Consider the following 26469-nt stretch of genomic DNA (forward strand, 5'->3'; position numbering starts at 1 on the left):
ATAACCAATATATTCTCATCGAGAATCCTACCCATATAGTCGACAATTAAAGCTATGCCGCCAGCGATCTGAACAAATAACGGAACCACCACAGTGGTCGCCACCATATCTTCCGCTCAGGGATGCTCAAAAGGCGGGAATGCACTTTTTTGATTTCCCAATTAAAGTTAAGAAAGATTCTGCTGTGACCATGTTCCGCACCAAATCGTGCTATTTCATTTTTTTTACGATCATCAATCGGTGCATTATGCGTCAAATCGCGTGTCAGGGAGTGATAGCTATTCTTCCTATCGACATTACGTTCAATGCAACGGTATTTTTTTGGCAAGTATCGCGGCGTTGTGCCGTGGTCTTTATGGAACTTCACAAATCGATAATCTTCGGATCCATAATGCCCCGCGAATTCCTCATCGTATCCATACAGCCTAAAAAATCGAGCTCTGGACATAAAGAACAAATTAGGATGGCCGCGATAAGCTTTACCCGTTTTGTCATCTGTCCGATAAATGCGGAATAACGAACGCCTCGGATTACGAGCATTAACCAGATAGCGCATAGTATCTTCAGGTAGTAAGCAATCTAAATCGGTGATAATAATTTTGTCTGATTTAGCATACAAAACACCCAGATTTCTGGCTCCCGCTTGGTTCCATTGAATGTCACTTGTTATCCTAAGCCAGGTAAAATTGAGGTCATAATCTTTGATGTCGTAGTCTAGTGGCGAACAATCATCCACAATGACGAACTCTACGGCATCTTTAATATCATCTGGATAAGACTCATACTCATTCAACAATGACTCTACAGACCCCATATTCCCTTGATTACAATAGAAATGAGTGACATAAGTTAACTTGATGTGCTGCTTATCTAAAGAATGCCGAGCTTTAACTATTCCTAGATCCCTCTCCATTGAAAAACCTCTGCTTTAATAGAGAAATAAAAAAATTATGCATATTGTATAAAATACTTCTTAATTGACCGGTTGAATATTAATGAAGAATAAATAGAAAACAAATAATATTTTAGTGTTAGATGTCATCGCCTCTACAATCCATATGACATAGTGTACCGGATCGGCTAATTGATAATTCTTATACAATTTAGGTTCGTTGCTGACAAGAAGAAATAATTATCTCCACTTTAACTCTTCAGCAGAATATTATTACAATATAACTCAATTTTTGTAGAGATTATCACTAAAAAAGACCATACTCTCTACTCTAACTCTCGTCGTGCATGCGGCAACATCAACGATATCGGTGCTGTTCAGCAACATGACCTCAAATAATTAGTCTTTGCCTAATTTCTAATCGTATTAAGCCATAACGAAAGAAATGTAGCGAAGATGTTATTACTGGCATCTAAAAAAACGAACAGTCCTTATATGAGGGAGCGTAACATTGAACTAAAATATGCATGAGGTTTATACGTAAAAAATCCCCCTTAACTGATATTGATAAGGAGGATATCTTTTAAGAAGACGCTGGGTTGTTAGAACTATTTTCCTTGTTGACGGAACGAGGTTACCGTCTCCCAAGCAATCTGCTGTAAAGCACGCGCGGTTTCTTCTGTCATATTGCTATCTACCGGTAATCCGCCACCAACGGGTGATTGATCATAAATGGTCGCAAACAGCACACAAGATGCCAGATAAGTCCCTGCTAAAGAAGGATGGCTGCCATCGCTATGATATAACTCTATTTCTGGATGAGTCTCGACCGTACGGCTAAAAGCTAAACCAACAGGCGCAACATATCCACCTGTTTTACTGGCTATATCAATATAGGCTTTGGCCAATTTATCAGTTTGCTCTTTTTTATCTTTATTCGCCCAAGTCATAAAATACACAACTTTAGAGCCCGCTTTGTGCGCGGTATCCGCCATAAGACTGGCAGAATCAACGAAGTATTGGCGCACCTCTGTTTTGGCCGAGATGGGTTCCATAGAGTTGCCCTGCAATATAACAACATCCCATTTTTGAAGCGAATTTTGGAAACTTAGATTGGGAATGTGCCAGCCTAATTGGCCGCTAGAAATAGTGACACCCCGAAACATATACCCTTTAGCCTTATCGGGTAGCAACGAACGGCTTAGGTCCCGAAGTCGGGTATTCACATGGTTGTTGTAATGCATGTACGAATTGCCATAGAGCGCAAAAGTCTTCCTTTCACCTTCTAATTTGGCTTGAGGCGCAGATGATGTAATAGAGTCAGCCTGAGCACTCGCTATTGTGATTAAGCTGCACGCGAACAACATGATTAATTTATTCATTTTCTTTATCCTCAGAAGTCGTACCTTAGCCCAAGAACAATCGCATCATCATTAATTTTCAGATTATTGTTCGCAAGCACTTTGTCATAGGTCAGCGATAGATATGCATTTTTGGCCACCGCTAATTGGGCTTCAGCCCGCCATCCCTCTTTTTCATATATATCCTTTCCATCTTCATCTAGGAAACTATATCCGCCTAAAACTTTAATATGATTAAACTGATACGAAACTACTGAATCAAAGCTGATATAATCATTGTCAGGCTTATTGTCACGTTCAATAGACATTTTTCCCGCGGTTACCGCAAGAGACATAGCATTATAATCAAGCTGCACCCCACCCATCACCTGCTGATGTTTCTTGCGACCATCGGTGGGTATTTTTTGCGGGTTGTCTTTACGTTTAAACTCGCTGGCAGCAAGGGCTGGGGTTATTTTAAGATCACCTAACTTGAACATTTTTCGATAGCTAAGCATCACACCATTATCAAGCCCTTCATTATCACTGTTAGCATTACCGGCAACATAGGCTATTTGAATCTGATGCCCGTCAAATTGGCCATTCCATTGGAGAGTGCCATCCTGACGGTTATATTGATATGATGTGTCAATTGAGCTAATACCGTAGTTATAAACATTTGGCGTAAAATTCTTATATTTATCAGTCATTCTCATCACCTGGTATAACGGATTTTGAGTACGACCACCAATTAAGTCACCATAGCGAGCATGGGATATACCGAGCCATGCATAACGAGCATCTAGATCTCTATCTTTTGTCTTATTATCATTTTTCTCAGTACGTAGTTGCCATTCTAGACGACCAATAATTTTAGTATCTTCAAGTAATGAAAGATCTCTCGTGACATAAATCCCTAAACGCCCACCTAACTGATTTCGAACATCATCTCCAGCAAATGAAGAATCTCCATGCGCAAACTGATATTCTAAACGGCCATAAATATCCAGTGTCGTTTTATCATCTTTATATACATTCATCGCTAATGCTGATGAGCTCATACAAGTTAAAATAATAATCGGTATTGTTTTAATTTTCATAATTTACCTATAATTAAAATCGTATAAATCGCCCCAGTTAGAAACTCCAAACTGATAAGTTGATAAAAATACATTTATCCTGGACATTGTTAATAGCAATAAGAAAAGCGATATATGGGAATAATAATTTCTCATTTTAAAATGTGACAATATACACAAAAATACCAAGCTAAATTAGTTTCACCTCAGAATATTTGAAATTATAAAAGCAACCAATAAATAAAAATTAAGTAATTATCTTTCATCATTCATTTGAAAATATTAAAGTAAGTGCTTTATGTTAAGCTCATCACATTTTTAACCATTAGGTAGAGTTAACACAAGGGAAATACATATTCTCATTTTTATATCTAGAAAACTAGACCAGAATTTCCATTATCAAACGGATATAAGTTGAAATAACTCACTGATATTGTTCATCTACTAATTTTGGAGTCCATAATGCGGGGTAGCCTTAGTTCGGTATTTGATTCAGAACTGTATTCATCCTTGTTCACTCAACCTGAAATGAAACAAGTATGGTCCGATGAAAATTTGATTCGCTGCTGGTTGGAGTTTGAAATGGCAGTAGCCTGCGTGCAAGCCGAATTAGATATCATCCCAGCTCAGGCTGCAAAAGATATTGTCACAACCTGTCAATCGTTAGATGTTGATTGGCAGCGTCTAGCAACAGAAACACGTTCAGTTGGAATGGCGATAAAACCATTAGTCGACCAAATAACCGATGCGGGTACACCTCTGGTAAAAAAATATCTACATTGGGGTTGTACTACTCAGGACTTATTAGACTCTGCGCTTGCGATGAGAATAAAACAGACGTTGCTGTTAGTGCGAGGCCAATTGATTGAGTTGGGTGCAAGTCTTAAAACCATGGCTCTTGCTCATAAAGCCACCGTCATGGTTGCCAGAACCAATTCTGTAGATGCCTCTGCAACCACTTGGGGATTGCAGGTCAGCAGTTATCTTAATGAGATAACTCGTAATATTCATCGTCTTGATAATCTCTATCCCACAGCTATCACAGGCTTATTTGGTGGCGCAGTCGGTAACCTCGCTTCCGTTGGTCATAACGGCATAGAAACTAGAAATAACCTAATGAAAGCATTAGGCTTATCTGCTCCCATTGGGATGATGAATGCCAGTCAGGATAATGTCGTACAAGTCGTCCAGTTTTTTGCTTTAGTACACGGTACTCTTTGTCGGATAGCGAATGATGTTGAAACCATGGGAAGACCATCCTTGGGCGAACTTAGGGAAGGAGAAGGCGGCGGTGGTTCCAGTACAATGCCGCACAAAACGAATCCTCGTGCCAGTAATATGATTCAAACACTATCCCGTATGGGCTGGATGTATGCCTCTGGTGCAACCAATCTACTCGACCAACAGGATGTACGTGCAGCATCGATGCGTGTACTCAACTGGACACTACTGCCTGAATCAGCGTTAAGTCTCTCCACCAGTCTCGATCGCGCCTGCCGCCTCATCACTCATTTAGTCGTTGATAAAGAAAGAATGAATGACAACTTCAGCACCTCTAAATATTTTATTATGTCAGAATCAGTAGCAATGAAACTGGCTGACAAAATTGGTCGAGATCAGGGTTATAATTTAATGAAAAAATTATTAAATACGGCTGACGGAACCCAAAACTTAGAGCAGTTAGTATTAAATAATACTCAGATTCGTGAGTTTCTAACTGAGGAGGAACTTATTGCTGCTTGCGACCCATCTTCTTATCTAGGGTGTAACGACGCATTAGTGGATGAAACTGTAGCATTCTTTGATTCCACAGCTAAAGTCAATACGTTATCTATCTGATTGAAAAGATAAGTATCCCCTAAGCATCGCTTGGGGGTGTTTAGTCCCTTTATTTCGGTAGTGGCGAGAAGAGTTCGAAAAATACAAATAGCTCTTCCAATTGCTCAAAATTCCCTTCTCCTTCGCCTTTTTCATAGGCCAAATGCAGGACTAATTCGATAAAAAAGAAGCTAATTATCCTGCTTTTAAAAACTGATTGGACATCACTTGGTAATACAAATTGTAGATTACAAAATTTGCCATAGGGATTCGATTCAGAATTGGTTATCAGTACTACGACTGCATCCTTTCTACGGAACCATTCTGTCACTCGAATGACGACTCGGTTAAAACGATAATATGAAAAAGTGATCAGAACATCTCTACTGGATAAATTCAGTAAATCCTTAGGTAAATCGCCAACATCCACTGAGAGAAGTGTCACACTGTCTCTAAAATATTTAACCAAAGTCGTGAAGTGTTTAGCCATCGCATGAGATGAAGAAGGGCCTATGACATAGAGATGCCTATCTGTATCTAGAATGAGGCTAATAAATTCATCCAAACTCTCGATATCAATATTATTTTTAAAATTCTCAAACAACATTGTCACATTTTTATTAAAATCAGAAACAATTTCCTCTGTAGTAACCTTCGCTCTCTCATTGGCTCGAGATACTAGTTCGAATGGCGGTACTAATTTTTGTTGTGACAATGTTTTTTCAAGCTCACGTTTAAAAGCCGAATAACCTGTAAACCCTAATTTATTCAGAAATCGGCCAACAGTGGCTTTGCTTACCATCGCATTACGTGCAAGGTCGATAATGCCATGAAAAGGCAACTCATTGAAATGAATCTGTATATAGGCATCTAAACGACACTCAGAATCTGTTAATGAATCTAGTTGGGTAGTTTGTAAAATATATTTCTCAAGTGTCAATAAATTATTAATTTTCATTAGTTACTCCTTTTAACACTGATTTTATGACTAAAATAATAAATATATTCTCGGTATGACGCCTTGTTAACGATCAAGCAATGCACTGCTTCAATGATAATATTATTTGGTGTAACTATAAATTTCAAAGAATGAGACGCTGCGCACAATTTACGGTGAGAAAACTATTTTCTCATTCTTTCACTGATTCCTTACTTCTACTATGACTGCATTACATAAGGACAATCAGATTGATCAATTCACTTGGGAGCTATCTGTAACATTTTATTTAACCGTGTTTTTTCACCCGAATAAAATAAATAAAAGGGCTAATCTCATGATTGCATTTATAGTCGCAATAGTGATAACTATCATTGCTGCATGGTTAATTATCAAAAACTACCAACCTCAAACAGTATTGCTGTTAGCCGGTATTTCTTTACTGACTATCACTGCTATTTTTTATCCAGAGAACAGCATCTTATATGATAAAGCAAAATCAACGGGTTCAGTTTGGGTTGATATCTTCGCTTTTGCTAAAAACTCGCTATCGACTCAAGTGGCAGGCATCGGCTTGATCATTATGGCGGCAGGCGGCTTTGCAAGCTATATGGACCATATTAAAGCGTCAAATGCCATGGTTAATGCATGCATTCGTCCTCTCCAGCTCATCAAAGCACCCTATCTTATTTTAGCCATTGGTTATATTTGTGCTCAGTTGTTACATGTTGCAATTTCTAGCGCTGCTGGATTAGCGATGTTGCTGTTGGTCACTTTCTTCCCAGTATTAGTTCGTCTTGGTGTCAGTAAAGCCGCAGCAGCATCAATGATTGGACTTTGTGCATTCATGGATCTTGGCCCTGCTGTGGGGACAGCTAACCTCGCGGCAAAACATGCAGGAATGGAAACCGCAATTTATTTTGTCCATTACCAAATGCCAGTTGCAATTGCTGTGATGTTGGTGGTTTCCGTATTGGTTTTCTTTACCGCTAAATATTACGATAAAAAGGATGGTCACATCGTCGTCATTCGAGAGACGATCAGTGACGAAAGTAAAGACGAAATTCGTGTACCGACTTTCTACGCGTTGTTACCTATATTCCCAGTTGCACTGGTATTAATATTCAGTCCGCTATTTATTGATAGCATAAAAATAGATGTGGTCACCGCGATGATCATCGGTACATTGACGGCGTTTATCTGTGATCTTTTAGTCAAACGTGATTTCCGAGAATGTTGTAAAGGGGTGCAAGTCTTCTTCAAAGGTATGGGGAGCATGTTTACCAGTATTGTCTCCTTACTGGTTTGTGCTGACATCTATGCTCAAGGGATGCAAAAAATTGGTGCTATCGACTATTTACTGGTATCAGTGCAAAACGCAGGTTTTGGTTTCGCCAGCATGACCGTTCTAATGACACTACTGGTTGGTGTCACGGCAGTATTAACCGGCTCTGGTGTCGCTGCCTTTTTCTCCTTCTCGGGAATGGCTCCATCAATCGCGAGTAAATTCGGTCAAGAAGCTGTTAGCATGATTCTTCCTATGCAATTAATGGCAGGTATGGGCCGCTCAATTTCTCCGGTAGCAGGTATCATCATAGCCGTCAGCAAAGCAGGTGAATGTTCGCCGTTTATGATAGTGAGACGAACATTAATTCCGGCTATTGGAGGTATCCTCACTATGATGCTGGCAAATTTCCTGCTATTTTAATCGCGAATAATTTCATTACCGCAATAACATTCTATTAGTTATTATCTTTAATGAAAAAGGTGAAGATACCTACGATATCTGAATACAGAACATTACTGATGCCCACTCCCCTTCTAAATAAGAGGAGTGGGCTCCGGACTTGAAGTAAAACTATTAGCTTAATATGAATCCAGTTCATTACTTAATGGCTTATTGCCCCATCTATTTGACCGGTTAAATGTTTTAACATCATTAAATCTCACTCCTTTATCTTTCATCACTTTATGTGCAAATGGTGCTGATAGTTGTCGGATATAGAAAGGCTCATTTACCACAAAATGATGTATTGCATGGGTACTTCCAAAGTTAAAACAAAATAGGTTAAACGGCCAAAACCACCAATGGTTTAGAACCTGAGTTTCCTGAATAACATTACCACTTTCATTATCACCATAATAATGCATGTTTGAACTTACGAAATGTAAACAAAACGCCCATAGGATATTGGGTGCGATAATTACCACCATCATTATATCGATAATATTGAATATTTTTAACGTCAACTCAGACCACATAATTGTCACACCGAACAAGGACGATGCGAAGTTTATCAAGTGAAATAAAATAAATGAATATACAATTAATGAATGTAGAAGCGCGAGGGGGAAAAAGGCTTTGCATGCCTTCTTAAATAACTCCCTCCTTTCTTTCCACGATTTAGCCTGTATTATCAACACACCGACTGCAACAATAAAATCACTAATCATCCATAATCTTAGCAACCCCCAGCGCTGACCATTAGACAGTAACCGCTCTTCTAAATCTTCATAAGTTCCTGGCATTTGGTGATGCCTTAAATGAATTTTTCGCCTAACCCAAGGGTTTGCAGTACTAGGACGAACTATCCAAACTAAGAACATCATTGCATTCTGCATAACACGATTCTTTTTAAAATATAGATTATGAATTAAGTCATGTTCAAGTTCATGTGCTACAGAAAGGCAAAGAGCATTAATTATAATACAAGCCCACCATGCAATGTATCCATTAAGATAACATAATGAACTGACAACAAGGACTCCAATAACAAAAGATAAAATACCAACCCCAAGAGCACTCTGGTGTTTTAATATACTGTACCGCTCCTCCAATTTTTTGCAGTGGTTAGCTATCGCTCTCCTCACTTTTTGCGATTTAACTTTATCATCAAGCATATTTGCATTTGAATTATTTACATTCATAGTGTAACTCCTACAGGAATTAGTAAATACGAGTCGAATAAATATGACGTTATATCATTCAATATATAGTTCAGAAGTAAATGTATCTGCGTAGTCTGCTCTAACTATTGGTGCTGTTACTAGCTCAGATGGCGGTGAAATAAGATTAACTAAATCGGTTATTTTCTTTACTGTAGGAACAGGAGGATTTGAAGTCTCAGATAGATACGGAGATAATACATCAATTAAGTCTAATAATAGCTCATTCTCTAATACGCCAGAACTTTGCACTTCCTGAATAACCAAATCCAATCCATAAGAGTATGATAATACTTGCGCAGCAGCATGTGATAATGGGTTTTGTTGGCAATCAGCGACGACTTTCTTTTCGACCTCTTGAGCAAGATTGACAGGAACAACCATAGAATTATTAAATCGTTTTTTTCTAACCATATGCTTTGCAATCTGGTATGACATTACTGAGTTTTCACCCGCATAAGTTAATGCAGCTTCTGCATCGACCTGTAATGTAATAATTTTATTATAATGATGAAATCCTAATGCTCCGCACATTAAGCGGCACTCACGTAGAACATCTAAACCTAGTGATGTACCAATATATTTCCCGGCTGAAGCTAAAATTTGCAGATCTTTATACGTGCTTTTATTCCCCCAAGAATTTTCAAACCCTCTGATAATTATTTTACCTAAGATCATAATCATTGCTGACTTTAATAACTCAGGATAAAGTCGTTGACAGAAAAGTGGCTCCATAATTAATTTTTTACATATTGGCTCATGGGATATAATCCTATTTTGAGCGTATCTAAATGTGATATTAAGTGCAGTTGCTGACGATTTAATTAACATATATAAAGGAATAAGCCTTTCTTGTAAAAAAGTCTCAAATAAATTTATATAGCGCTGTGGTTCCTCCATTTCACAATGATATTTCCCTTCCTCACATATACTCGAATAGCGTTGCAACATAGCATCGAGAGGTATACTGACTTGATTAAATCGGATTGCAGCCATCTGTATTCCGTGCATTCCGCCCTCGGGGCCTACGGAAATTATATTTATACCAGGGAATAATACCCCATCGTCCTTATCTCTTAATGGAACTCGAAACCAATGAGGTCCATGATCGATACCATTAACGATAAGTCTTGCTAATACCATTCCCACAGATGCCGTATATAGGGCATTCCCTATCCAAAACTTACATGAACCAGGGCTAGGAGAGTGGAGCAACAAATTTTTTTGTTTATGATCATAAGTTACCGTAGTTTCCAAATTCTTTACGTTAGTGCCATTGGCAATTTCTGAACAGCACATAGAATATATGCAATTCAAATTATTTACTTCATCATGATACTTATCCATCTGAATATTATCAGACTGCGTGAACATAACATTCCCACAAATCATATGGGAAGATATCGATATTGCTAATGAATGATCAAAAGCACCGATCAAGCCTATATTTTCACACAAACTATTGAATTCATATTCATTTCTCTGGCCAAGCCACATGTCATTGTGAATTAATTTCTCCTGAAAAATCACTCTCATTCTTTTTATAGTCAAATCTATATAACCACGTTTTGATATATGATATTTCATTTCGGAATCGAATAAAGGCATTTTAAATACTTTACTAAACTTATTATTGCAAATCATATTAAACCCCATGCAAGTAATTATTAAGGAACCGTGTAAAAGAAGAAAAATATCTTACGCAAGAAACAATACGTAGGATTAGTATATTAGCTATAAAAATATACATTACACATATTCTAGATTGATTATTACTCATCAACTACAAAGAATGGTTGGATACTTAATGATTTAACTTAATATTTGTGTAAATTAAATATTTATGAGTTGAATTAAAAACACATTTTTAATTATGAGTATGATTTAATTATCTTATTTAACTTGATATTTAATATTAATTAGATGATATATGTGAGCATTGAATTTAACTTAATTTAAAACGAAACAATGGTTCAAAGCGATAAATGTATCGAGGTAATAAAACATAACACTCGAAAATATTCTTCATAATGATAAAGATCTAAAATTTTTATGTCGAAGCGCTTATCACATTTTAAAAGGCAGTAACCCTAGTGATTCGATAGATCTGGGGCTAACGAATGATGCGCAGATAGTTCGCATCAATAAGGACGTGAAGTGGTTTACTGAATTTTGCCCACCAATGCAGCCACTCATGCGGAGTAATGTGTGTGGCGTTGATTGGAGACTGGTGGGCTAAAACAGAAAAGGCCCACCAAAATGAGCCTTTAAATGGTTATCCGTGATGATTTCATAACGGATAGTGAAATTGATAACACATAAGAATATGGCTCAGTACATACAGATAAGACTGTATTGCGTAGCGATAATCACTAACTATATTGCGATGCTAGATACCAAAGGCAAAATTCATCGTCGTAGAACCGTCAATCTTAGTCTCTTCAGTGATTGTGCCTTTCATATGGGCAGTGCCAGCTAATACTGGTATAACCATAAAGTCAGCACTAAAAACTTTACCTGCAGCCTGAGTGCTGCTGCTCGCAGCCCAACCAGCAGAAACAGAGTTATCGCTATTCAAGCCTACTGAAGCGTTGCTTGCAGTGAAATTACCAGTATCGGTAATGAATAAATTGGATGCCTTACCGTCAACCATGCCATTAGACATCGCTAAACTGTAATAACCAATTTTACCATCACCATTAACATTACCTAAGCCAAAGTATGCGCTATCCACAACACTTGCCGTTCCTACCCGATTATCTACTGGTTTTACATTCAAGTAGGTCATACCGTCACAGTTTATCACCCAGTTTTTACTTATTGCTGGCAAGGCAGTAGTTGCTGTGCCTGACTTAATCTGAGATGGGCCTATAGCACCAAGATCATAGACACCGCTGTCTGGCACATTAATTGTGCAAGATGGTACGCTTAGTGAGCCGGTTACTTTTAATTCTGCTGTTGGGACTGTAGCCTGTACTGCAGTAGTTCCCACAATTAAAGAAGACAATACAGCTAGCCAGGCTAATTGCTTTTTCATCTAAGATTCCTATGTATCGCAGATACGAAGTTAAGCCAATAATGAATTAGGGACTTTAATGACAAATTCATTTTTCAAACACTTGCTTCGAAAAAGTCACTCAAATCTAATGTACTTATTATTCACTTTTGTTTGATTTATGAACATCAGAGGCAAGGTGGGCTTGTGTAGGAATTTTCTCAATAACATAGATACGTTCCACAGCGTTCGGAGGAGCATCAACTATTGTTGCAATAATGTCCTGAGTACGATTACGCGATGCTATCACGCAGGCAGAGTCCCTGCCCTTACAGACAGGTATCAGCAGTGTCTACCTCATTCGCCAAAGAACAGGACTGCGATATATACGCATCGATTTTAATAGCCGATGCGCAAAGCCAGAGAAGCAGCAAAAGAGACTCATCCGGAATTGGATTTTAATTTCACATTCCATGACCTGAAAGCTAAAGGTGTTTCTGAGCTTGAGGGTTCGCTCAGTGAGAAATAGGCAATATCAGGGCATAAAAACATGGGACAAACGGCGCGATATGACAGAAAAACAGAAATCGTGCCAGTGGTGGGCGGTCAGAAAAAATGAGTTTTTATTCAGATTGCCAAAATCATGTTAGGAAATGATGTTAGGAACATCTTAGGAATGTGATTTCAGGCACAAAAAAACCGCCTCTCGGCGGTTAACGACATACTCATACTACTTTGTTTTACTTAGAATATTTTCCATGGTGCCCGGGGCGGGACTTGAACCCGCACAGCCATAAGCCGAGGGATTTTAAATCCCTTGTGTCTACCGATTTCACCACCCGGGCTCTGGAAAACTGGAGGCGCGTCCCGGAGTCGAACCGAGGTAGACGGATTTGCAATCCGTAGCATGGCCACTCTGCCAACGCGCCTTATTCTTCTTTGCCTTTACAGCTTAGGTTCGCATAAAGCCAACCTATTAATTTGGAGCGGGAAACGAGACTCGAACTCGCGACCCCGACCTTGGCAAGGTCGTGCTCTACCAACTGAGCTATTCCCGCAACATCAGAACTTACTGATTCTTTTGCTATCTTTCGACAATTTGTTGCTGCCGTCTGATGCGATGCATTCTACTTACCTGACGCACTGAGTCAATAAAATTATCAGAGTAATGCGTTCGTTTGCTGCTTTTTACGGCGCTTCGATCAAGGTTCGACCAAATCTTTCCACGCCGCGTTTAAATATTGGAACATAGACCAGAAAGTCAGTACCGCAGCGATGTAAAGAAGCACAAAACTGGCGAGCTCAATATTATAGTCTGGCCGCCAAAGCAAACCAACAAGTGACCCCATTTGAGCCGTTGTTTTAACTTTACCAATCCATGAAACCGCGACGCTACTACGTTTACCGAGTTCAGCCATCCATTCACGGAGAGACGAAATGATAATCTCACGCGCTATCATGGTTGCAGCCGGTAATGTAATCCACCAAACATGATAATGCTCAGCGACTAATACTAGCGCAATTGCAACCATAACCTTATCCGCAACAGGATCAAGGAAAGCCCCAAAGCGGGTTGTTTGCTTCCAACGGCGCGCTAAAAATCCATCAAACCAATCGGTTGCCGCAGCAATAACAAAAATAATGGCACAAACCATCGGAGCCCATACGAATGGCAGATAAAACGCCAATACGAAAAATGGGATGAGTACTACACGAAACAGGGTAAGCCAAGTCGGTATATTCAATTGCATAATGCTACGATAACTATCTGGCTGGTGTGGACATTATGAGTATGGTGCAACATTAGCCTCAGTGTTTCAATGCATTGTAGATTTTTTCTGCCAATGCTTGTGAAATACTCGGCACTTTTGCAATTTCCTCGACGCTTGCGTTGAGTAAAGGCTGTAACCCGCCCATATATTTCAGCAATATTTGCCGTCTTTTTGGACCGATCCCCTCTATCATTTCTAACGCACTGGTATTTTTTACTTTAGAACGACGCTGCCTGTGTCCGGTTATTGCGTGGTTGTGAGAGTCATCGCGGATATGTTGGATAAGATGCAACGCAGGCGAGTCTGGTGGTAATGAAAAACCCTCCCCCTCTGCTTCCAAAAATAATGTTTCCAATCCCGCTTTCCGATCGCTCCCCTTTGCAACTCCAACCAATAATGGTTTTTGCTTATCCCACGGTACATTAAGCTCGGCAAAAACATCAAAAGCCTGAGATAACTGACCTTTCCCACCATCAATAAAAATAACGTCAGGAATTTTTTTCTCATCTAATGCCTTGCCATATCGACGCTTAAGTACCTGAGACATTGCTGCATAATCATCACCAGGCGTAATACCACTAATATTGTAGCGCCTATATTCTGAACGTACAGGCCCATTTGCATCAAATACAACGCAAGATGCGACCGTTTGCTCTCCCATCGTATGACTAATGTCAAAACACTCCATACGATTGATTTCATCGAGATTAAGAATTTTGGCTAACTCTTTCATTCGTTGATGAATAGTTGACTGCTGTGACAAACGGGTAATCAATGCCGTAGAAGCATTTGTGCGAGCAAGTTTCAGATAGCGAGCTCGATCCCCTCGGGGACGATTTTGGATCTGAATCTTTCTACCGGCCAACTCAGAAAGAGATGATGCCAACAAATCCTTATCCGCAAGAGTAAAGTCCAGCAAGATCTCCCCCGGCAAGGTACGTCCTTGGCTTCCTTGTAAGTAGAACTGGCCCACGAATGTCTGAACGACTTCATTAAGTTCTGTCCCAGCGGGGACTTTTGGAAAGTAGCTTCGACTGCCCAGCACTTTTCCTTGTCGAATAAATAGTACGTGAACACAGGCTAATCCGGCATCAAACGCAACCCCAATAACATCAAGGTCCTCACTATCACCGGAAACAAACTGCTGCTCAGTCACACGCCGTACAGCTTGTATCTGGTCACGAATACGTGCAGCATCTTCAAATTGTAGTGATTTGCTGGCCTCTTCCATGCGAGAAATCAGTTGGGTTAAAACTTGCTGATCTTTGCCTGATAGGAACAAGCGCACATAATTGACCTGACGCTGATATTCCTCATCACTTACCAACCCAGTGACACACGGCCCAGAACAACGCCCTATTTGGTATTGCAAACATGGCCGAGAGCGATTTCGATAAACACTGTTCTCACATTGCCTGACAGGAAATAGTTTTTGTAGTAATGCCAATGTTTCACGCACAGCATAGGAGTTCGGAAATGGCCCGAAGTACTCCCCTTTTTCATGCTTCGCTCCGCGATGGATAGCCAGACGTGGGTGCGTATCTGCACTCAAAAAAATAAGTGGGTACGACTTATCGTCCCGCAACAAAACATTGTAGCGAGGCTGATAAAGCTTGATGTAATTATGCTCAAGCAGGAGCGCTTCTGTTTCCGTATGAGTCACAGTCACGTCTATTTGAGCAATATTCTTGACCAAAGTCTCTGTTTTACGACTCGCTACTTGAGCGCGAAAATAACTCGTTAGACGCTTTTTGAGGTCTTTGGCTTTACCAACATAAATGACTGTCCCCGTTTTATCATACATACGATAAACGCCAGGCTGGCTGGTGACAGTTTTTAAAAACTCTTTAGAATCAAAACAATCAGTCACTATTAGATAACATCTCCGCGTTAAAAAGACCATGGCGGATAGCCAAATGTGTCAATTCAACATCACCACTGATATTTAGCTTACTAAACATCCGATAACGATAGCTATTTACTGTCTTTGGACTCAGATGAAGTTGCTCAGAAATCTCATTAACCTTCTGGCCTTTCGTTATCATTAGCATAATTTGCAACTCACGCTCTGACAAACAACTAAACGGTGTTTCAGCGGGGGGCTCTAATTGACTCAAAGCCATCTGCTGGGCGATATCCGAGGCAATATAGCGTTGTCCTGAATGAACCGCACGAATAGCGTTAACAACATCTTGGGGGGCTGCCCCTTTACTTAAATACCCACCAGCGCCTGCTTGCATCACTTTCGCTGGCAACGGATTTTCCGTATGAATGGTTAGCATGATAACTTTAGTATCCGGAGAGAAACGTAAAATTTTACGTGTTGCTTCCAACCCTCCAATGCCGGGCATGTTCATGTCCATCAACACAATATCAACAACATGGCTACGGCACCATTTCACCGCATCTTCACCACACTGCATTTCACCCGCCACCTTGATACCCTTGATATCTTCTAGAATGCGTCGTATCCCTGCGCGCACCAGTTCGTGGTCATCAACAAGAAGAACGCTAATCAAAGAAAATTCTCCAAAATAAGGGAGTAACCTAATCAAGTTTCGTTTACTGGAATGATATTACTTGTTTTCGAACAAATAATGAATACAGAAAAATTGCAAATTCCTATCTATATTGTTTGACATATATTAATTTCATCAACATTTTAACTATGTACATAAATTTGCAGACATATCAATTACCCACCTGACTCAAAAAATAGTTTTTTTAAGATTTTTCTTGCCGCGACAAACTATTCAAGCAAAAAATAATTGTTTTCATTGAAAGCGTTAAACTTACATTTAAAATACACAACATATTGATACAACTCGTGATCATGTGAAATGACTGCTAGGGATTAGTCTTAGTTTTACTTATTTATTGTTTATCACTCATTCACTTTTAGTCTTTGGGTCTTTCGTTAGTTTTATTTGTGCAAAACGACATGGTTTTTATGAACATAACTAACTTTATTAAGATAATAACTTAGATGAAGAGACGACTACCGGCGAGCATCACCTTGTCAAGTCATAGAGTCGGTCAGAATCTGAGCTATCAATAAAAGATTGCGCACTTGTTATCAAAGCAAACTATCAGTTTATGGTATAATCCGAGGATTGTTTAATAATGCGGCTAAATGTGCATTACATGTTGTCACTTCAGGAAAAAAAATGAGTAATCCAGACTATACCACTTCTGCAGATCCAGAAACTTTAGCGAACGAAGTAGCCTGCTTGAAAGCAACATTGACCTTGCTGTTAAAAGCAATCGGCCAAGCCGATGCTGGGAAAGTCATCTTAAATATCGAACGTTCTATTGCCGGTATTGAAGACGCTGCTCAAGCTGAAGTTTTTACGAATACAGTTGCTCAAATCAAAAACGGCTATCGTCAATAGCTTATACATATCATGTGACACCCAAAATCACTGTGCTGCCGAATCAATAAACTTCATAAATTTCATGGAAGTATATTCAATCGGCAGTTTCTTTTTCATTGTTCGAGAGTGCGATGGGATTATTGCTAAAAGCAGTGATTGGTGCCTGTGTTGTGGTACTGATCGGAATATTATCGAAGACGCGTAATTACTATATTGCCGGGCTAATTCCGTTGTTTCCTACCTTCGCCCTCATCGCACACTATATTGTTGGGAATGAGCGAAGTATTGAAGCATTGCGGATGACGATCATTTTTGGTCTGTGGGCCATCATCCCTTACTTTATCTATTTGATATCACTTTATTTTTTTATTGACCATTTGCGCTTATCGTTCGCTTTGAGCGCTGCTGTTGTATGTTGGATTGTGGCTGCCTGGATACTCATATCTACTTGGAATCTATGGCATAGTTGATGGCAAGCAAGCTACGCCATAAAAACAAGATGGCTCAACGCAACAACAATAATACGAGTGCGTGAATCGCTAACATGACCACTGAAAAGGTGAGATTGAGATTGCTGATAGCCTTGGACCTTCGTTCATCGGAAGGTTCGTCACTGACCTGAATTTTCCTAATTCTGTAGACCCAATATCCACCCACAATCACAAATAATAGTGCTAAAGATACCGCCAACAACGGGTATCCCCATACTAAATATTCGCTGAGCGCTGCAATAGCAAACCAAAGAATGACAAAGACCATGATTGAATACCTACAGTTTTAGAGTGTGTAATCTTATCACAGGGTCTAAAAAGTTGATTGAAACTATTTATTGCAAATACTCTTTGAGTACCCAAAGACTCACACTCCCACCATTGACTGGAAATACTGCTACCCCAGCTTCATCAGTCGTAATAATAGCGGTATGACGCCCTAAATAATCAGCAAATTCTTTATTAGGGAACCCTTCTCCAAGAGTAATTTCCTTTTCATTTTCCGCACCATTAGAAAGAATAACGACACAACCGGGGTCTTCCTCCGTACCAGTGCGAACAAACGCGATACAGTTCTTATCATCAAAATAATCTGTTTGTGCTCCATGGGCAAAACGTTGCCTAGCTTGAATTAACTTTTCCAGTTCACCAACAATCGGCATTTCTATTTGATATGTACCACCATCATCACCATTATCCTCATAACTCGCACCGAAGAGATCTGGGTAGAAAACGCAGGGAATGCCTTGCTCACGCATGAGAATCAATGCATAGGCTAGTGGTTTGAACCACGGTTCTACTGGCGCTTCGAGTGATTGGAGGGGTTGAGTATCATGATTCGCGACTAATGTGATGGTATGAAATGGATCAACTTCGATTAAAGTTCCACTGAATATTTGGGTCAGGTCATACTCTTCACTTTGTTTAGACGCATCATGAAAATTGTGATGCAAAGCCACATCAAATAACATGGCATTACCCTCGGTCTGAGCAATATATTGCTGTAACTTTTCGATATCAGGTGACCAATATTCGGCAATAACCATTAAGTCTCGTTCTGATTGATTTCGTACATGCTCAATCCACTCTTTATAGAACCATGCGGGAATATGTTTTACGGCATCTAAGCGAAAACCATCAATAGGTAATGTGTTAAGCAACCACTCGCCCCAATACTTTAGTTCCTCCTTTACCGCAGGATTACGAAATTCAATATCGGCTCCCATCAGATAATCAAAGTTACCTAATTCATCATCAACCTCGGTATTCCAACCCTCATCACTATAATCATTTATGATTTTAAAAATCCCCTCATCTGATGGCTCTTCAATATAATCAACACCAGTAAAGCACTGTTTATCCCAAATAAAGGATGAGTAAGTTTGTTGGCGTCCAGGAAATGTAAAACGCGTGTAAGCCTGTGCATCTATAATTTCTTCGTCAATTTCAGTGCGGTTTTCAGGGTTAACTCTATGAACACTGACATCCTCTTTTTCATCTGCACCCATTTTATGGTTAAACACCACATCAAAAAGGACTTTTATCTCCATTTCTTTTAGCCGGTCAATCGCATGAAGCAGGCCTTCTTTATCGCCATATTTTGTCGCCCGAGTTCCCTTCTGGTCAAACTCGCCTAAATCAAACAAATCATAGGTATCATACCCAACGGAATAACCTCCTGAAGCACCTTTATAGGCAGGAGGAAGCCAAACAAAATTAATGCCAAGCTGACTAAGATGTTCCGCGCGGTCAGAGACCTCCTGCCATAAATTGCCGCCATCAGGATAGTACCAATGAAAAAACTGGAAAATAGTTAGGTTTTTCATATTATTGTAATCTCCATTTTTACCTTACAACCCATAGTATGACTTACTTTAAAAAAGTTGGGCTGGCAATAAGCTAATACACTGTGTATTACTTTTAACGCTGCGCAAATAGGGTGCTGATAGATCCGTATCGATAATGAGGCTTAAATGAATATAGTGGACATTCCGTTTGGTATCACTGATTGGTCAACAATTGCGAAAACCAAACATGACGGGGATCATGGCGTTGCCTACTGGCAAACACAGCACTTTGGCAATATAAGAGTACGCATGGTGGAATACAGCGCAGGATACGTGGCTGACCATTGGTGCTCTAAAGGGCATATTTTATTGTGTCTTGACGGCGAAATGAGCACTGAATTGGATGATGGTCGGACTTTTATTTTAAAAGCGGGTATGAGCTATCAGGTTGCAGATAACGCAGAAGCGCACCGCTCCTCCACAGTATCAGGCGCTAAACTTTTTATTGTCGATTAACACTTCAAAATCAACACACTCCTGAGATTAGCTAACAGTCCCCACTAGACTGTTAGCTAAGAGTTCGTTTTTTAACGTCCTTCCGGCAATGAGTCAATCGGATTATCTGGATATAAAGCTCGGCTGCGGCGTCTGATAATTTCAACCTGAAATGCGGCCATTACCGCAATCATAATCAAAATTTCGCCAAAACCACCTTGTTCAGTTGGCCGATTATAAAGGTATTGCAATGTACCAATAATCCATTTAGATCCAACAAGCAGCATAAACAAAGTGATCGTCAGTGGTGTTCCTTTACAAAAAATACGTCCATCCGGTTCGCGCCAGATCTCAATAAGGCGGCCTTGTAAAATACCAATGACAATACTAAATAATACACCGCTACCTAAGACTAACCAGGAAGTCATGGTAGCTGGCATATATGTGCCACCCACTACCAACCCGACCATCCCATAAACCCAAGCCCATTTAAAGCGAGCTGGACCTAACAACACCTCGTGGCTGACCGACTGACGGTACAATGCAAAAATTGTTAGTACCAGAATAATCAGTATTTGTACGGGAGTCATCGCTATCTCCTTCAAGAGAAGCATCTAGTCAGGGATAAAGCACCTTCATCTATGGGAATGACTATTTGCACTAGCAAAACATGCATGCTTTATCAGTCTTTGAAAAACCAGAACGGTTAACAACACGCTAATCGCACTGTACAAAGTTTAGCCTATTTCAAGATAAATAACATAATAGGATTAATATTAATCTTGTCCAGAATTCGTATTAATGAATTTGAAGAGTCAGACGTTAATGTTAACAACTATTTTAACTTGCGCTAACAACTCAGTATTAGAAGTGAAATAGCATTTATCGTTTAACTTGGCTCATTTAATCTGGTTGGGTAAATGCTAAACTATCTCCGCTTTTTAATAAGTAAATAAAGACTCATGTCACGAGGAAGATATATGACTCAGAATATTTATGATAATCAGGCTTTTTTTTCAGGCTATGCCAAATTGAGGCGTTCAGTCGATGGATTAGAAGGCGCACCTGAATGGCCCGCAATCTGTAAAATCCTACCGCCACTGTCAGGAAGAAAAGTCGTTGATTTAGGTTGTGGCTACGGCTGGTTTTGCCGATATGCGCATACGCAAGGCGCAACAGAAATTTTAGGGCTAGATGTCTCCGAAAAAATGTTAAACCGCGCTAAAGAAATGGCCACAGATGAAAACATTACCTATCGGCAAGAAGATTTGGAAAATGTGAATCTACCGCAACAAGTGTACCACTTAGCCTATAGCTCCCTGACTTTGCACTATATAAAAGCACTACCTGCTCTGTTCGCTAAGATTTACGATGCGCTATTACCAGGCGGCAGTTTTGTTTTTTCCGCAGAACATCCTATCTACACTGCCCCCAAGCGTCCAGATTGGCTAATGACTGATGATGAACAACAATCATGGCCTGTTAATAGCTATCAGGCTGAAGGTGAAAGAGTCACAAACTGGTTGGCAGAAGGTGTTATCAAACAACACCGAACGTTAGGGACTTATATTAATCTTTTGGTCAAACAAGGTTTTGTTATCACGCATCTAGAAGAATGGGGACCGACAGCAAAACAAATTGCTGATTGCCCTGCATTAGATGAAGAGAAAGAACGTCCAATGATATTCTTGCTGTCCGCTAAAAAACCAGAATAAACCTCGCTTTATCTCCACGTCATAATTTCAATTTGTATATCCATTCTTGGGGAGGCTAACTCCCCGGATATCTCATGCGACCTTTACTCACAATAGCGCCCCTTAATGGTGCCCTCGCCCTTATTCAGGGCATGGATACATTGACACAAAAACAAAAAACACCATTTATCAGAGGATTAGATAATGGCGCAGATATTGCTTGTTTAAATGTAATCACGTCAAGGGGGTCAATATGAGAACAATGTCTGCTTACTACTTACAATATACTGCGTTTCTACTGCTGGTTATCGGTTTCATTCATTTCATTTTTCAATAGCAAAATGCCAACTAGAAGGCCCGATGATGCGGGCCTTTGCTATTCAATTCGTGGCAATTTTATAAACGGTATTATCTCGATAGTTTTTCATTATTTGATTTTTCCGAAATAGAATAATGACAGATATCCCAATAACTATTTTTCCAGAACCGGAGATTTATTAAAAAGATAATTAAAGAAAGGTGAATTCAGAGAGAGTAAATATTTATAGGCGAATTTAAGTCAACAAATGGGAGAGATATCTAATATGTCGCCTAAATCTACTTTAAGTCAAAAATCAAATCTAACTCATTGATTTCGTTGGTGGGTCGTGCAGGGTTCGAACCTGCGACCAATTGATTAAGAGTCAACTGCTCTACCAACTGAGCTAACGACCCAACGGCGATAATTATTCTCCTGTTAACCTTAGCTGTCAAACACTTCGTCGTATTTTTCTTTTTATCCTACATGACTTCCTTTTCTTCAGATTAATTATTCATCTCTTACTGACGATTATTGTTAGTTGAGTAAGTTCATGTTGTAATTCCATCCGCTGTGATGAACTTAACAAATTTCAGTGTGCAAAATATAAACACTGGAAAATGATGAGTATTGTGTAATTATTGTTGCGAATACATTAAATAATTCGCAAATTATACTGTAAAACAAGAAAAAATCAGACAGACAGACAGACAGACAGACAGACAGACAGACAGACAAATAAACCTAAGAGCCAACATAGAGCTCAACAACTTCACAAATACAGGAAGAGGGAATGGGAAAGATGGTAGACCAATCCAAGATAGTGGCAGAACCTTTGCCAGAACCTGAAGAGCACCTTCAAAGGAATCTCTCCAACCGCCATATTCAACTGATTGCTATCGGCGGTGCCATAGGTACTGGGTTGTTTATGGGATCGGGTAAAACCATCAGCCTTGCCGGGCCGTCGATCATATTCGTTTATATGATAATCGGTTTTATGCTGTTTTTCGTGATGCGAGCAATGGGCGAACTGTTGCTATCGAATCTAAAATATAAGTCATTCAGTGACTTTGCCGCAGACTTGCTCGGGCCGTGGGCTGGTTTTTTCACTGGCTGGACCTACTGGTTTTGCTGGGTAATCACCGGTATTGCCGATGTCGTCGCCATAACCGCGTATGCTCAATTCTGGTTCCCTGGTTTCTCCCAATGGGTCGCCTCTCTATTAGTAGTTTTACTGCTGCTATCACTGAATTTAGCCACGGTAAAAATGTTCGGTGAGATGGAGTTCTGGTTCGCCATGATTAAGATTGTGGCCATTGTGGCGCTAATCTTCGCTGGCTTGACCATGGTGTTAATGAGCTATCAATCTCCGTCAGGCGTGACAGCGTCATTTACGCATTTATGGAATGATGGTGGGATGTTCCCGAAAGGGATTAGTGGCTTCTTTGCTGGCTTCCAGATAGCTGTTTTTGCCTTTGTGGGTATTGAGCTTGTCGGGACAACTGCCGCAGAAACTAAAGATCCTGAAGTGGTTTTACCACGCGCCATCAACTCCATTCCTATCCGCATAATCATGTTCTACGTATTCTCATTGATTATGATTATGTCCGTGACCCCTTGGAGTTCAGTCGTCGCCGATAAAAGCCCGTTTGTTGAGTTATTTGTCCTCGTCGGGCTTCCCGCTGCGGCCAGCGTGATCAACTTTGTGGTGTTAACCTCTGCAGCCTCTTCAGCCAACAGCGGTGTATTCTCCACCAGCCGTATGCTGTTTGGGTTAGCGAAAGAAGGTGATGCGCCAAAACAATTTGGTAAATTATCTCGTCGATCCGTACCTGCTTCCGGCCTGACCTTCTCATGCATCTGCCTATTGGGCGGTGTAGTGCTGATTTATTTGATCCCAAATGTCATGACGGTCTTTACGTTAGTAACCACCGTTTCAGCCATTCTCTTTATGTTCGTTTGGACCATTATCCTTTGCTCTTATCTGGTTTATCGCAAAAGACGTCCAGCCTTGCATAAGAAATCTATCTATAAAATGCCAGCCGGTATTGTTATGTCCTGGATCTGCATGGCGTTCTTCGCCTTTGTCTTAGTGCTGCTAACCTTGGAAAGCGATACCCGTCAGGCGCTGATAGTCACACCATTATGGTTTGTGATTCTGACCATCGGATATATCACGTTGAAGAAGCGTAAAAGCCATCTGTACGACACGCATAATCGTTAATTGTATCCGGCGTCAGGTCACTCTGACGCCGCTCCCTTCCTATTCAGCCATCACTAATATCTTGCGATGATCCTGCCACCTAGGGCAGTGACTCCATGTGCAGTTTGTTGCCTTGCCAAGTCATTTGAGTCACCGCAGACGTCGCAACGCCATCCGTGGTTTCTCCGCCGATAAGGATCACTTTATCATTTCCCTGAATAGAGACACCGTAACCAAGAGGCTGGGGCAATTCGCCAACCCGCTGCCACTGGTTATCCACCAGCGCGTACACGGCTTGTTGCCACTGTTTTTTCAATCCTTGGTGTGCGTAGAGTTGACCCGCATCGAACTGTTTTTTAGCGCCAGGGAAGTTAGCCCCACCGGCGACCAAGACGGCGTCATGACTGGTGCCAGAAAATGCTCCCGCTAACCCTTCTTGTATGCTGCCTTTTTGTGGCCCCACCAAATCTACGAGTGACCGCCACGCGAATGTTGTTCCCTGTTTTTCACCCTGCCACACCGCTGATGTCCGTAATCCCGGTTTTATTTCACCGTTAATCAGTATCAAACGGTTATCCCTATTAGTGAGAGCGGACCCTGCCGTGCCTAAAAAGGGCACCTGCCCTCCATTTTTCCACTGATTCTTTTGCGGTTCATAAATAAGCACATCGTGGCTGTAGAAATAATCAGCCGGTGCCTGATCAAAATACGCATTAATGACCGCTTTTTTCTGGGCTTCGTTATCTCCAGCGCCCGCCAGATCTGCGAAATAACCGTCAAATATCGCTTTATTGACGCCCCCCAACAGTATCGCCTGCGTCCCGTCCAGCGTGGTAGCCGCGGCTCCCACTAGCCCCCGAGGCGCTCGAGTTGCTAATGACTGCCAATGATTCGTCTGTGGGTCGAATTGGTAAACATCATTCAGCGCACGCACCTGTGTGTCATTAGCGCTGCTTTTACCGACACCACCAAAAACATACAATTTCCCCCCAAGCGTCACGGTGACGGCCTGTTCACGTGGTTGCCCAGGAAAGTCAGCTATTTTCTGCCAGCCTTGGCCAATGTTGTTGGTATCAAGGCGAAACCATGCTTGGCCCGCACTGCCTAGGCCAACGTACAGACTGTTATCGACCCGCGCGCCTGTGCCATTTTTAAAGGGAACTGGAACATCTGGGTAGCTTTGTGCACTCGCATGTGGCAAGGATAAACTCACCAATAGAGTCAGTGCGCTAAACAGAGCTACTTTTGTTCGCCACTTTTTCTTATATTGACGGTATATCTGGGTCATTTTCTGCATTCCCTATTAATCAATCATTCAGACAAAGGCATATGGGGTTTTTAGGTGAAAATAAAACTCCAAATAAATAATAAAAATGGAGTTTTACTTTAATTTAAGATATTGACCGCTCTGAGTTTTGTCAATATTTCGCCCTCGCAACTGTGATAAAAGCCATAACGGGTGGGGTAAATCTAGCGCAGGAACGACGTACAAACATCGTTAACCCCTAGTACGTCTGGTGTCAGAAAGATGTCACGTTATTGTCGGGTTGCTGTCGTGGTAGTGTCGAATGCTTGAGCGTAGGTTTGGGGGACGCCAATAACCCCCATGGGAGCTTTATATGAATCTTTATCGTATTCGTGAGTTACGGCAGGCACGAGCTTGGTCGCAAGAGCAGTTAGCTGAACTTTGTAGTCTCAGTGTGCGCACAATTCAACGGATTGAAAATGGCGAGCAAGCGAGTCTTGAAACGTTAAGTGCTATTGCCGCGGTGTTAGATCTGAAAGTGAGTGAGTTGTATACGCCTGGTGTTAGCCAGCAGCAAGAGTCACCGGCTGATGCCGTTGACCAGCGCGTGCTTGATGCACGTGATGCTGTTGAAAATGAAATGGCTTTCTTCCGTCAATTACTGCGTGCTGTTATTTTGTGTGCGGTTTTATTTACCATTAACTGGTTCACCTCTCCGAGTTATATGTGGGCATGGTGGGTCGTTCTTGGGCTAGGCATCCCATTAGGATTAAGGGCGATAAATACGTTCTTGCTGGGGAATTGGGTAGAGCGCTGGCAGCAAAAACGCCTGCAAAAGAAGTTACGTAATCTGTGATAGCAACCCAATATTAAGGGCGGCTCAAACACTGCCCTTAATGAATGCCCCCTATTGAAGCGCAATAGCGTGAGTCAAGATGTTTCCCCCAATAATATCAATATGCCCTATCTATATTCCCCCATGATTTAAAATCCTTAGGGTGCAAAGTTGCAGCCTGCCTATATTGGCGTATGGTTATTAGGTGTCATTAGCAGCGACTATGATTACATCATCAGCGTTATTCAATATATTTGATTGGAGTAA

22 protein-coding genes, 4 tRNA genes and 1 pseudogene are annotated in these 26469 nt (G+C 40.7%); 9 read left to right on the top strand and 18 right to left on the bottom strand.

Features of this window, described 5'->3' with window-relative positions:
• Positions 1-52: 52 nt before the first annotated feature.
• The 3 genes from BN68_RS06200 to BN68_RS06210 form a co-directional block, all read right to left on the bottom strand.
• Positions 53-913, bottom strand: a complete 861-nt coding sequence (locus BN68_RS06200; protein ID WP_019210296.1) for a glycosyltransferase family A protein — start codon at positions 911-913, stop codon at positions 53-55.
• Between the two features lie 587 nt (positions 914-1500).
• Positions 1501-2274 carry a DUF4886 domain-containing protein gene (locus tag BN68_RS06205; RefSeq protein WP_019210297.1) on the bottom strand — a complete coding sequence of 258 codons (774 nt, stop codon included), beginning with the start codon at positions 2272-2274 and terminating at the stop codon, positions 1501-1503.
• Positions 2275-2285: 11 nt separating this feature from the next.
• Positions 2286-3332: a porin gene (locus tag BN68_RS06210; protein WP_019210298.1), complete on the bottom strand. Its 1047-nt coding sequence runs from the start codon at positions 3330-3332 to the stop codon at positions 2286-2288.
• 441 nt (positions 3333-3773) lie between these two features.
• Here BN68_RS06210 and BN68_RS06215 point away from each other — a divergent pair, with 441 nt between their 5' ends.
• Positions 3774-5150: a class-II fumarase/aspartase family protein gene (locus tag BN68_RS06215; RefSeq protein ID WP_019210299.1), complete on the top strand. Its 1377-nt coding sequence runs from the start codon at positions 3774-3776 to the stop codon at positions 5148-5150.
• A 49-nt stretch (positions 5151-5199) separates the two neighbouring features.
• Here BN68_RS06215 and BN68_RS06220 read toward each other — a convergent pair whose 3' ends face one another.
• On the bottom strand, positions 5200-6087 hold the full coding sequence (locus tag BN68_RS06220; protein ID WP_019210300.1) for a MurR/RpiR family transcriptional regulator: 888 nt from the start codon (positions 6085-6087) through the stop codon (positions 5200-5202).
• 316 nt (positions 6088-6403) lie between these two features.
• On the opposite strand from BN68_RS06220, the gene dcuC reads away from it, so the two are divergent.
• Positions 6404-7774, top strand: a complete 1371-nt coding sequence (gene dcuC, locus BN68_RS06225; RefSeq protein WP_019210301.1) for a C4-dicarboxylate transporter DcuC — start codon at positions 6404-6406, stop codon at positions 7772-7774.
• Between the two features lie 158 nt (positions 7775-7932).
• Here dcuC and BN68_RS06230 read toward each other — a convergent pair whose 3' ends face one another.
• From BN68_RS06230 to BN68_RS06240, 3 genes are all read right to left on the bottom strand, one after another.
• Positions 7933-8994: a fatty acid desaturase gene (locus BN68_RS06230; protein ID WP_019210302.1), complete on the bottom strand. Its 1062-nt coding sequence runs from the start codon at positions 8992-8994 to the stop codon at positions 7933-7935.
• Positions 8995-9048: 54 nt separating this feature from the next.
• The gene (locus BN68_RS06235; RefSeq protein ID WP_019210303.1) at positions 9049-10656 is read right to left on the bottom strand and encodes an acyl-CoA dehydrogenase family protein; all 1608 of its coding nucleotides are present in this window, start codon (positions 10654-10656) and stop codon (positions 9049-9051) included.
• Positions 10657-11401: 745 nt separating this feature from the next.
• A complete protein-coding gene (locus BN68_RS06240) occupies positions 11402-12049 on the bottom strand; it encodes a DUF1120 domain-containing protein (protein ID WP_019210304.1) in 648 nt (215 codons plus the stop codon).
• 248 nt (positions 12050-12297) lie between these two features.
• Here BN68_RS06240 and BN68_RS06245 point away from each other — a divergent pair.
• Positions 12298-12626: pseudogene (locus BN68_RS06245) on the top strand (integrase); the annotation flags it as partial.
• Positions 12627-12766: 140 nt separating this feature from the next.
• Here the strand turns inward: BN68_RS06245 and BN68_RS06250 are convergent.
• From BN68_RS06250 to uvrY, 6 genes are all read right to left on the bottom strand, one after another.
• Positions 12767-12852 (bottom strand) — tRNA-Leu (locus BN68_RS06250).
• A 10-nt stretch (positions 12853-12862) separates the two neighbouring features.
• A tRNA-Cys gene (locus BN68_RS06255) sits at positions 12863-12936 on the bottom strand.
• Between the two features lie 53 nt (positions 12937-12989).
• A tRNA-Gly gene (locus BN68_RS06260) sits at positions 12990-13065 on the bottom strand.
• Positions 13066-13209: 144 nt separating this feature from the next.
• Positions 13210-13758, bottom strand: coding sequence for a CDP-diacylglycerol--glycerol-3-phosphate 3-phosphatidyltransferase (pgsA, locus tag BN68_RS06265; RefSeq protein WP_019210306.1), 549 nt, complete (start codon positions 13756-13758; stop codon positions 13210-13212).
• A 58-nt stretch (positions 13759-13816) separates the two neighbouring features.
• On the bottom strand, positions 13817-15649 hold the full coding sequence (uvrC, locus tag BN68_RS06270) for an excinuclease ABC subunit UvrC (RefSeq protein WP_019210307.1): 1833 nt from the start codon (positions 15647-15649) through the stop codon (positions 13817-13819).
• Positions 15642-16298, bottom strand: a complete 657-nt coding sequence (gene uvrY / locus BN68_RS06275) for a UvrY/SirA/GacA family response regulator transcription factor (RefSeq protein ID WP_019210308.1) — start codon at positions 16296-16298, stop codon at positions 15642-15644. Before uvrY ends, uvrC begins: the two co-directional genes overlap by 8 nt.
• A gap of 648 nt (positions 16299-16946) precedes the next feature.
• On the opposite strand from uvrY, the gene BN68_RS06280 reads away from it, so the two are divergent.
• Positions 16947-17171 (top strand): DUF2594 family protein, encoded by a 225-nt coding sequence (locus tag BN68_RS06280; protein WP_019210309.1) that lies wholly within the window; start codon positions 16947-16949, stop codon positions 17169-17171.
• 113 nt (positions 17172-17284) lie between these two features.
• Complete coding sequence (locus BN68_RS06285) at positions 17285-17623, top strand: GlpM family protein (RefSeq protein WP_019210310.1); 339 nt, start codon at positions 17285-17287, stop codon at positions 17621-17623.
• Positions 17624-17657: 34 nt separating this feature from the next.
• Here the strand turns inward: BN68_RS06285 and BN68_RS06290 are convergent, their stop codons facing one another.
• Both BN68_RS06290 and amyA read right to left on the bottom strand, forming a co-directional pair.
• A complete protein-coding gene (locus BN68_RS06290; RefSeq protein WP_019210311.1) occupies positions 17658-17912 on the bottom strand; it encodes a hypothetical protein in 255 nt (84 codons plus the stop codon).
• Between the two features lie 67 nt (positions 17913-17979).
• Positions 17980-19470, bottom strand: a complete 1491-nt coding sequence (gene amyA / locus BN68_RS06295; RefSeq protein ID WP_019210312.1) for an alpha-amylase — start codon at positions 19468-19470, stop codon at positions 17980-17982.
• Positions 19471-19617: 147 nt separating this feature from the next.
• On the opposite strand from amyA, the gene BN68_RS06300 reads away from it, so the two are divergent.
• Positions 19618-19947, top strand: coding sequence for a DHCW motif cupin fold protein (locus tag BN68_RS06300; protein ID WP_019210313.1), 330 nt, complete (start codon positions 19618-19620; stop codon positions 19945-19947).
• A gap of 71 nt (positions 19948-20018) precedes the next feature.
• Here BN68_RS06300 and BN68_RS06305 read toward each other — a convergent pair whose 3' ends face one another.
• Complete coding sequence (locus tag BN68_RS06305; protein WP_019210314.1) at positions 20019-20516, bottom strand: hypothetical protein; 498 nt, start codon at positions 20514-20516, stop codon at positions 20019-20021.
• A gap of 390 nt (positions 20517-20906) precedes the next feature.
• Between BN68_RS06305 and BN68_RS06310 the strand changes: the two genes are divergently transcribed.
• Positions 20907-21641, top strand: a complete 735-nt coding sequence (locus BN68_RS06310; protein ID WP_019210315.1) for a class I SAM-dependent methyltransferase — start codon at positions 20907-20909, stop codon at positions 21639-21641.
• 617 nt (positions 21642-22258) lie between these two features.
• Here the strand turns inward: BN68_RS06310 and BN68_RS06315 are convergent.
• Positions 22259-22334, bottom strand: a tRNA-Lys gene (locus BN68_RS06315).
• 386 nt (positions 22335-22720) lie between these two features.
• Here BN68_RS06315 and cycA point away from each other — a divergent pair.
• Complete coding sequence (cycA, locus tag BN68_RS06320; RefSeq protein WP_186375668.1) at positions 22721-24142, top strand: D-serine/D-alanine/glycine transporter; 1422 nt, start codon at positions 22721-22723, stop codon at positions 24140-24142.
• A gap of 79 nt (positions 24143-24221) precedes the next feature.
• Here cycA and BN68_RS06325 read toward each other — a convergent pair whose 3' ends face one another.
• Positions 24222-25409 (bottom strand): N-acetylneuraminate epimerase, encoded by a 1188-nt coding sequence (locus BN68_RS06325; protein WP_019210317.1) that lies wholly within the window; start codon positions 25407-25409, stop codon positions 24222-24224.
• 331 nt (positions 25410-25740) lie between these two features.
• Here BN68_RS06325 and BN68_RS06330 point away from each other — a divergent pair, with 331 nt between their 5' ends.
• Complete coding sequence (locus BN68_RS06330) at positions 25741-26223, top strand: helix-turn-helix domain-containing protein (protein ID WP_019210318.1); 483 nt, start codon at positions 25741-25743, stop codon at positions 26221-26223.
• Positions 26224-26469 lie beyond the last annotated feature (246 nt).

Source organism: Yersinia massiliensis CCUG 53443 (genome assembly GCF_000312485.1).
Classification (GTDB): Bacteria; Pseudomonadota; Gammaproteobacteria; order Enterobacterales; family Enterobacteriaceae; genus Yersinia; species Yersinia massiliensis.

Bases quoted from the DNA above. Each gene is read 5' to 3' on its own strand.
- BN68_RS06200 (WP_019210296.1), bottom strand. From the start codon at position 913: ATGGAGAGGGATCTAGGAATAGTTAAAGCTCGGCATTCTTTAGATAAG.
- BN68_RS06205 (WP_019210297.1), bottom strand. From the start codon at position 2,274: ATGAATAAATTAATCATGTTGTTCGCGTGCAGCTTAATCACAATAGCG.
- BN68_RS06210 (WP_019210298.1), bottom strand. From the start codon at position 3,332: ATGAAAATTAAAACAATACCGATTATTATTTTAACTTGTATGAGCTCA.
- BN68_RS06215 (WP_019210299.1), top strand. From the start codon at position 3,774: ATGCGGGGTAGCCTTAGTTCGGTATTTGATTCAGAACTGTATTCATCC.
- BN68_RS06220 (WP_019210300.1), bottom strand. From the start codon at position 6,087: ATGAAAATTAATAATTTATTGACACTTGAGAAATATATTTTACAAACT.
- dcuC (WP_019210301.1), top strand. From the start codon at position 6,404: ATGATTGCATTTATAGTCGCAATAGTGATAACTATCATTGCTGCATGG.
- BN68_RS06230 (WP_019210302.1), bottom strand. From the start codon at position 8,994: ATGAATGTAAATAATTCAAATGCAAATATGCTTGATGATAAAGTTAAA.
- BN68_RS06235 (WP_019210303.1), bottom strand. From the start codon at position 10,656: ATGATTTGCAATAATAAGTTTAGTAAAGTATTTAAAATGCCTTTATTC.
- BN68_RS06240 (WP_019210304.1), bottom strand. From the start codon at position 12,049: ATGAAAAAGCAATTAGCCTGGCTAGCTGTATTGTCTTCTTTAATTGTG.
- pgsA (WP_019210306.1), bottom strand. From the start codon at position 13,758: ATGCAATTGAATATACCGACTTGGCTTACCCTGTTTCGTGTAGTACTC.
- BN68_RS06280 (WP_019210309.1), top strand. From the start codon at position 16,947: ATGAGTAATCCAGACTATACCACTTCTGCAGATCCAGAAACTTTAGCG.
- BN68_RS06285 (WP_019210310.1), top strand. From the start codon at position 17,285: ATGGGATTATTGCTAAAAGCAGTGATTGGTGCCTGTGTTGTGGTACTG.
- BN68_RS06290 (WP_019210311.1), bottom strand. From the start codon at position 17,912: ATGGTCTTTGTCATTCTTTGGTTTGCTATTGCAGCGCTCAGCGAATAT.
- amyA (WP_019210312.1), bottom strand. From the start codon at position 19,470: ATGAAAAACCTAACTATTTTCCAGTTTTTTCATTGGTACTATCCTGAT.
- BN68_RS06300 (WP_019210313.1), top strand. From the start codon at position 19,618: ATGAATATAGTGGACATTCCGTTTGGTATCACTGATTGGTCAACAATT.
- BN68_RS06305 (WP_019210314.1), bottom strand. From the start codon at position 20,516: ATGACTCCCGTACAAATACTGATTATTCTGGTACTAACAATTTTTGCA.
- BN68_RS06310 (WP_019210315.1), top strand. From the start codon at position 20,907: ATGACTCAGAATATTTATGATAATCAGGCTTTTTTTTCAGGCTATGCC.
- cycA (WP_186375668.1), top strand. From the start codon at position 22,721: ATGGTAGACCAATCCAAGATAGTGGCAGAACCTTTGCCAGAACCTGAA.
- BN68_RS06325 (WP_019210317.1), bottom strand. From the start codon at position 25,409: ATGACCCAGATATACCGTCAATATAAGAAAAAGTGGCGAACAAAAGTA.
- BN68_RS06330 (WP_019210318.1), top strand. From the start codon at position 25,741: ATGAATCTTTATCGTATTCGTGAGTTACGGCAGGCACGAGCTTGGTCG.